Annotated in this window: 5 protein-coding genes, 2 pseudogenes and 1 other annotated feature (1 of these 8 only partly in view); of the genes and pseudogenes, 4 read left to right on the forward strand and 3 right to left on the reverse strand. The window is 44.4% G+C overall.

Features of this window, described 5'->3' with window-relative positions; genetic code table 11:
- Nucleotides 1-71 (forward strand) — a sequence feature (ribosomal protein L10 leader region) (it extends 129 nt beyond the left edge of the window).
- 68 nt (nucleotides 72-139) lie between these two features.
- The 4 genes and pseudogenes from rplJ (at nucleotide 140) to ACM0OZ_RS18600 (ending at nucleotide 2,597) form a co-directional block, all read left to right on the forward strand.
- Nucleotides 140-691 (forward strand): 50S ribosomal protein L10, encoded by a 552-nt coding sequence (gene rplJ / locus ACM0OZ_RS18585; protein WP_414584304.1) that lies wholly within the window; start codon nucleotides 140-142, stop codon nucleotides 689-691.
- A gap of 62 nt (nucleotides 692-753) precedes the next feature.
- Nucleotides 754-1,146: a 50S ribosomal protein L7/L12 gene (rplL, locus tag ACM0OZ_RS18590; protein ID WP_073627325.1), complete on the forward strand. Its 393-nt coding sequence runs from the start codon at nucleotides 754-756 to the stop codon at nucleotides 1,144-1,146.
- A gap of 263 nt (nucleotides 1,147-1,409) precedes the next feature.
- Nucleotides 1,410-1,852: pseudogene (locus ACM0OZ_RS18595) on the forward strand (transposase); the annotation flags it as partial.
- Between the two features lie 241 nt (nucleotides 1,853-2,093).
- On the forward strand, nucleotides 2,094-2,597 hold the full coding sequence (locus ACM0OZ_RS18600) for an N-acetyltransferase family protein (RefSeq protein ID WP_414584305.1): 504 nt from the start codon (nucleotides 2,094-2,096) through the stop codon (nucleotides 2,595-2,597).
- A 297-nt stretch (nucleotides 2,598-2,894) separates the two neighbouring features.
- On the opposite strand, the gene ACM0OZ_RS18605 is transcribed toward ACM0OZ_RS18600, so the two are convergent.
- The 3 genes and pseudogenes from ACM0OZ_RS18605 to ACM0OZ_RS18615 form a co-directional block, all read right to left on the reverse strand.
- On the reverse strand, nucleotides 2,895-4,484 hold the full coding sequence (locus tag ACM0OZ_RS18605) for an alkaline phosphatase D family protein (RefSeq protein WP_414584306.1): 1,590 nt from the start codon (nucleotides 4,482-4,484) through the stop codon (nucleotides 2,895-2,897).
- A gap of 705 nt (nucleotides 4,485-5,189) precedes the next feature.
- Nucleotides 5,190-6,227, reverse strand: coding sequence for an aldo/keto reductase (locus tag ACM0OZ_RS18610; protein ID WP_414584307.1), 1,038 nt, complete (start codon nucleotides 6,225-6,227; stop codon nucleotides 5,190-5,192).
- A gap of 81 nt (nucleotides 6,228-6,308) precedes the next feature.
- A pseudogene (locus ACM0OZ_RS18615) lies at nucleotides 6,309-6,841 on the reverse strand (serine/threonine protein kinase); the annotation flags it as partial.

Here is a 6,841-nt window from a genome sequence, read left to right on the forward strand (position 1 = left end):
CAGATGCATTTCTCTGCTGCGTCTCTACTGCAAAACCCCGGCTGTGAAAGCTGGGGTTTGTTGTTTTTGTAGCTAATAGCACAAAAGGCAATGAGCCATTAGCAAGAAAAGCATTTTTAAAGGAGGTGAAACAACCTAAATGCCAAGAACGATAGAAGACAAAAAAGCTATAGTCGCTGACCTCAAAGAAACTTTGAGCCAGTCTCAACTCGCATTGGTGATTGACTACCAAGGGCTAACGGTTGCTGAAATCACAGATTTACGGCGACGGCTGCGTCCCGCTGGGGCTGTTTGCAAGGTGACTAAGAACACCCTGATGGGCATTGCCATTCAAGACGATGAAAAATGGCAAGTGCTGTCGGAATTGCTCAAAGGTTCTTCTGCCTTTTTGCTAGTTCAAGAGGATTTCTCTGCTGCAATTAAGGCTTACCAAGATTTCCAGAAAGCCAGCAAGAAAACAGAAATTCGCGGCGGCGTTATGGAAGGTCGCCTGCTGAAAGAACCTGATGTCAAGGCATTGGGAGATTTGCCATCCAAAGAACAACTCATGGCGCAAATTGCTGGTGCTATCAACGCTTTGGCTACCAAGATTGCTGTGGGTATCAACGAAGTTCCCGGTTCGCTGGCTCGTGCGTTGCAGGCTGTCGCGGATCAGGAAAAAGGCTCAGAAGGCGAAGAAAGTGCTTCCTAGTGAGTCGTTAGTACTAATTAGAACAACTCAAATCATTAATCAACATTACAGGAGTTATATCCATGTCTGCTGCAACTGATCAAATTTTGGAACAACTAAAAACCTTGTCTTTGCTCGAAGCATCTGAATTGGTGAAGCAAATTGAAGAAGCCTTTGGCGTCAGTGCTGCTGCACCAGTTGGAGGCTTTGTGGCAGCAGCACCTGGTGGTGCACCTGCTGCTGCTGAACCAGTAGAAGAACAGACCGAATTTGACGTCATTCTAGAAAGCGTCCCAGCCGATAAGAAAATTGCTGTACTCAAGGTCGTGCGCGAGTTGACCGGTTTGGGCCTCAAGGAAGCAAAAGACTTGGTAGAAGCTGCGCCTAAGCCAGTTAAGGAAGCGATCGCCAAGGATGCGGCTGAAGCTGCTAAGAAGCAGTTGGAAGATGCTGGCGGTAAGGTAACTGTGAAGTAATTTGTAATTAAATTACGAATTACTACGAAGTACTCCCATCAGGAGTGCAAAATTACCTCTCTTTTCCTTGGCGTCTTGGAAGTCTTCTAATAAGTAATCTTCTGGCGACAAGGGAATAGTCATTATTAGTTAGCAGCCCAATGTCGAGTTTGACTTGGGCTGCTGCTTTTTTTTTGTCTAGTAGTCTGCCAATCTAACACCTGCTGGGTAGTCCCTGTTATTGATAAGCTAATTAAAAACTAGGGAATAGCATGGCAAAGAAGTATTTTCAACCATTAGCTGGGTGGCGACATATCGAAGTCACACAACAACGTACTAAAGTAGACTTTGCCAAACAAATGAAAGATTTGGTTGACATTTATTGTCGAGATGCCGATGTTATTCGTTTGGTCGTTGATAATCTCAACATCCATAATCCAGCAGCCTTGTATGAAGTTTTTGAGCCACAAGAAGCACGTCGGATTGTACAAAAACTGGAGTTTCACTACACACCCAAACACGCGCTTTTGGTTGAATCTCTTAGAGATTGAATTGTCTGTTTTATCTCGTCAATGTTTAGAGAGACGGATTGGTGAGCGCTCAACTTTGGAGTTAGAAATTGCCACTTGGGAGAAACAGCGTTCCGCAAGAACGAGCAAGTGTGAATTGGCGCTTTCAAACCACGGATGCGCGGAGAAAGATGCAGCGCTTATACCCAACTGTCTGACTCAGCAAAGTTGCTTTGGTGGACTACTAGTTAGACCGCATCCACAATAAGTAGGTTGGCACAATTAAATCGAACTATGTAACGTTTTGTAAGGGTAAAGGGTAAAGGTTTTCCCCTTTTTCCCAACGGCTTTACCCATTGCAATATAGTTATGTTTATTTACGCCCATCTACTTAATATTAAATTGTCATATTATTAGAGAAGTGAAGTAATAAATTGTTTCTTCTTTATATTTAATCCAATGGTAATTAGAAAATTAACAAAAGATGATGCAGAAGATTATAGTCAAATCAGATTAGAATCTTTATATAACAGTCCAGATTCATTTGGCACAATGTATCATGAAGAAGCAATCAAGACGATAGATGAATTTAGAAATAGAATACCAGTCGATAACAATAACTGTATATTGGGCTGCTATGAAAATAAAAAGTTGATTGGAATAGTCGCATTTTATCAAGAATCAAGAATAAAAGTAAGGCATAAAGCATATATTCGCTCTATGTATGTTAAACAAGAATATCGGGGAAAAGGTATAGGTAAATTACTACTAAATGAATTAATTGAAAGAGCAAAGGCTATTAACGAGATAGAAATATTATTACTTGATGTTATTACAAATAATAGCTCTGCAAAACAACTTTATTTATCATTTGGGTTTCAAATATATGGAATCGAGAAAATGGCGTACAAATTTAACGAGCAATATTTTGATATGGAGTCTATGTCTTTACGGATTAAATAAGAAGATTTTCTAAGCGGTCAAACATATTCCCTTATATTATAAACAAGACTCAAACTGTTTCTTATAAATGCAAGAGTGCAAGAGTCCCTTTTCCCAACAATAAATATTTACGCCGACCTACCTAAGCTCCCTAGTTTTTAATTAGCTTATCAATAACAGGGACTACCCAGCAGGCGTTAGATGGCAGACTACTAGGGCGGGGAGAGGTCGCCTTGGCTATTAGAGGAATGTGCCAGATTTTCATCTGGCATTTTGATTATTGACGTACATTGCGTACAATCGCAAAGTTGAATGAAACTACACCCGTCTCACAACCCCCCGATCCGGCAGTTCAAAAGATGCAGCCGTGGTAATTGGTGCGTTGGGGTCGGGGACTGTCGGTCCGGTGGGTGCAGACTGCGGCAGTAGTCGGTAGTCGCTTCGCCAGCGTTCGCGAGTGAGGTCACAGACTACATAGCCGCGCTGCCGACCGTTAAAATATTTCACCCACGGACTCTCGGGCAAGGCAGCCTCAATTCTATCGCTAGCTCCGAAACCAGAGGTAATTGAGGTACCGACAAACTCAGTACCTACTACGGGAGAGCTGGGATTGTTGAAGTCCGCCAACAAATCGCTAACCCAGCTAGAATGGGTATCGCCAGTGAGGACAATTGGGTTTGAAGGTCTGCGTTGATTCAGAAAGTCAAGGATGCGTTGGCGGGCAGCTACGTAACCATCCCAAGCGTCAACATTGAAAGCTGACTCTTCACCTGCTGTCCAGTCATGTTGGGTGAAGACCACCTGCTGAGCGAGGACATTCCAACGAGCTTTGGAGCGGTCAAGACCTTCAAAGAGCCATTTCTCCTGCTCAGCACCAGTGAGAGTAGCAGCTGGGTCAAAGGCTTCATCACAACGAGGCTTGATACCGTCATTACAAGGCTGGTCGGTGCGGTACTGGCGAGTATCGAGCACGTTGAATTCAACCAGATCACCAAAGGTCAGACGCCGATAGAGTTGCAAATCGATGCCTTCGGGTTTCGAGAATGGGCGCAGCGGCATATGCTCGTAGTATGCTTGGAAGGCAGCAGCGCGTCGTGCAAGAAACTGGTCTCGTGGCTGTAGTTCAGGGTCTTGAGGAATTTCGTCTGCCCAGTTGTTGTCTACTTCGTGGTCATCCCAAGTCACTGCCCACGGAAAAGCCGCGTGGACAGCCTGTAGGTTTGTGTCAGTCCTGTATAAGGCATGGCGGTTGCGGTATTCTTCGAGCGTGACGGGTTCTGGTCCGTTGTGCTGCCTGATCCGGTCAGCCTGTGCTGGTCCCTCGTAAATATAGTCACCAAGGTGGACAACGAGGTCGAGTTCCTCCTCTGCCATGTGTTTGTATGCCGCAAAGTAGCCATCTTGCCAATTTTGACAGGAAGCAAACGCAAAGCGGAACTGTTCAATTGGTTTTCCAAGAGCAGGCGCTGTGCGGGTGCGCCCAACGGGGCTGACTTCACTGCCTACCTTAAACTGATACCAGTACCATCGCTCAGGCTGTAGTCCATCAACGACCACGTGTACCGAGTGTCCTAGTTCGGGAATTGCGTATGATGTCCCGCTTCGCACAACTTGCGTCATCTTTTCATCAGTAGCTACCTGCCACTGCACGGGGACATTTTCTGACGGCATTCCACCCCCATTGAGAGGATCAGGAGCTAATCTTGTCCACAGAACAACGCTTCTTGGATACGGCTCACCTGAAGCTACACCGAGGCTGAATGGGTAACCGGAAAACTTAGGCTGAGCATTCACCCTGCTAGACCACTGGCTTGTGACCACCAAACCTGTTAAGAATCCAGCACCTAGTAAAACGTCGCGCCGCTTAAAGCGGGTAGATAATAGTCGCTCAAAATGCAGGCGTTCCATGTGTCAATTGTTGATTATAGATTTGACAATACCAGCCAAAGTACGGAGACTAACTAAAACCAAATAAGCTCAAAATTGTGAGCTTTAACTGACTTAAGCTATTAACCAGGAAATTTATTTCCTAGGGCATGATCGAGATGCTGCAAGACTTTGAGTTCTACTTATTTCTTCCTGCCAGAAAATATATGCAGCAAAAGATTACCAATCCAGCACCAAATACTCGTTAAGATGCTATTAAAGTTGGCTTAAATTGATTTATCTGTCTCATTTTTTATGTAATTTTTATAACATATATGCACATTACTATTCCGACTATCGGTTCTCGTGGGAATGTTCAGCCCTTCATTACCGCCATCAACGATCAAGGAATGCGTCAACGTGCTAAGTACAGCATTTCATTAATTCGTAATGTTTTTAAACGCCTTGAGCATTGAAGTAAACGCATTCGTGACGCAGAGTCTTGGTTTAAGTTTTCCCTATGAACTTATGCAATTATGTACTAAGATCAATTTGAAAAAAGAATGCGACAGATACACAGTCCCAAAGCCTCGTTATCTTAGGCTTTCTTAATGCCGTACCTTATGAATGAGCGAATGCGTGAATTGGTATAAGGTGTTCGGTGAAAAAATTGAAGCAGAAAATGGTGTCGCGCAAGCGATGAAGCTTTTGCACTCCGCAACACTACGCTGATGCTTTGTATCAAATTTAAGCCCATTCACGGAAAAAGCTATTCTCCTGCCAAACAGCAGCAGTACGTTGCTCAATAGCTGAAATTTCATCATTTGAGAGAGTCTGAAAAGCTTGAGCGACTCTCACATTCTGTTCTAACAAAGCAACATCTTCTGCTGCAATAATGCAACAATCGACACCGCTTTGAGAGAGAGCATAACCCATAGCTTGATGCATTCCCTCTAGAACACCAGGCTTGAACAGCCGACCGTATGCTGGTACTTTCATCGCAATGATACCAGTATTTTTCTGCTGAGCCACTGGTAGGACTTTAGTAATAAAAGGTTTTGGGTTGTGTTTGTCAGCAGCGTTGATAGGTATAAGAGCGGTGTCAAATGGATAGCGGCGTAGCCCTTCAGCAATGATTGTGGGGTCATGGTGTCCTGTGATGCCGACAAACCGCACTATTTTTTGCTCTTTCGCTTCTTGTACAGCCCTGATTGCACCATGTTTGGTATTTAGGATAGCATCTAGATTCCAATCAAAGGAAACGGAATGTAACTGCCAAAGATCTAGATAATCGGTTTTGAGACGTTTGAGAGATTGCTCTAATTCTCGCCACGCCCCATCTCTGTCTCTTATGTTGGTCTTAGTGGCTAAAAACACCTCTTTTCGATGTGGCGGAAGCACTTTGCCCAAGCGTTGTTCACTTGGTCCGTAATTGGTAGCCGTATCAAAGTAACGAATCCCTAGCTCAAATGCTCGTTCTATAATTGCGATGGATTTGTCCTCCTCTTCCTTTGGCGGACGAGATAGAGGTGATGCAGATCCTCCCAAACCAAGAATGGGTAATGACACGCCTGTGCGTCCTAGGATTCGTTGTGGCATCTTTGCCTCGGGTTTTTTAGATGCAGAGGCGAGCTGGTTTTGAGGTGTTTGAGCGGTAGAACTGGGATTTTCTGGTGATTCCGTGGTGTTGGTTAATTGTTGACAAGCTGAAGTGCCGACAATTCCGCCAGCAACAGCCATACTGGTTATGAGAAAATTGCGCCGGGTCTTTTTATTGCTTGTCATGATGCAACTCCAGTCAACATTACCCAGTATTGTCATACCGCTACTGTCAAGAAAAAACCCCACCCGTAGATAGAGATTTTCTTATTTACGCAAGTTGGAGTCCCAAACAGCAATGTAAATTTGGTCTTCTGAATTACGTTGTATGCTCCCTTTTAATCCACCAACGTTGAATGAGTATTGATTCGTTTTACGTTCATAGACTTGTTGCAGTCCTTGCTTAATGTCACCAGAAGCATTACCCCCCAATATTCCCTGTAATGTATTCTGCATCACCTGCGGTTCGACAGATTGGGCAAAAGAAACTTCTGTTTGACGCAGCACTCCTGTTTTACGGTCAAATAAATAACCAAGATCAACGCGGTTTGGGTCATGCTGATAAACATAAGCACGAGTTTTCCACAAACCTCTGGAAAGCCTACTAGGATTTCCCAACGCTGTTTTGACAGTATCTTCCGACGTGCCAACGGGAAATGTAGGAATGCTGCGACTCGTGGTATTGGAAGTTGCAGTGTTTTCTTTTTCCTGCTGTGGAGGTGGGGTGGAAGCGTCTGGGGTTGGGGTAGGAGTAGGAGTAGGAGTAGGAGTAGGAGTAGGAGTAGGAGTAGGAGTAGGAG

It is taken from the genome of Scytonema sp. PCC 10023 (assembly GCF_963920835.1).
Taxonomy (GTDB): Bacteria; Cyanobacteriota; Cyanobacteriia; order Cyanobacteriales; family Nostocaceae; genus Kalymmatonema.

Excerpts from the sequence above, each read along its gene's own strand:
- ACM0OZ_RS18600 (WP_414584305.1), top strand. The coding sequence starts at position 2,094 with ATGGTAATTAGAAAATTAACAAAAGATGATGCAGAAGATTATAGTCAA.
- rplJ (WP_414584304.1), top strand. The coding sequence starts at position 140 with ATGCCAAGAACGATAGAAGACAAAAAAGCTATAGTCGCTGACCTCAAA.
- ACM0OZ_RS18610 (WP_414584307.1), bottom strand. The coding sequence starts at position 6,227 with ATGACAAGCAATAAAAAGACCCGGCGCAATTTTCTCATAACCAGTATG.
- rplL (WP_073627325.1), top strand. The coding sequence starts at position 754 with ATGTCTGCTGCAACTGATCAAATTTTGGAACAACTAAAAACCTTGTCT.
- ACM0OZ_RS18605 (WP_414584306.1), bottom strand. The coding sequence starts at position 4,484 with ATGGAACGCCTGCATTTTGAGCGACTATTATCTACCCGCTTTAAGCGG.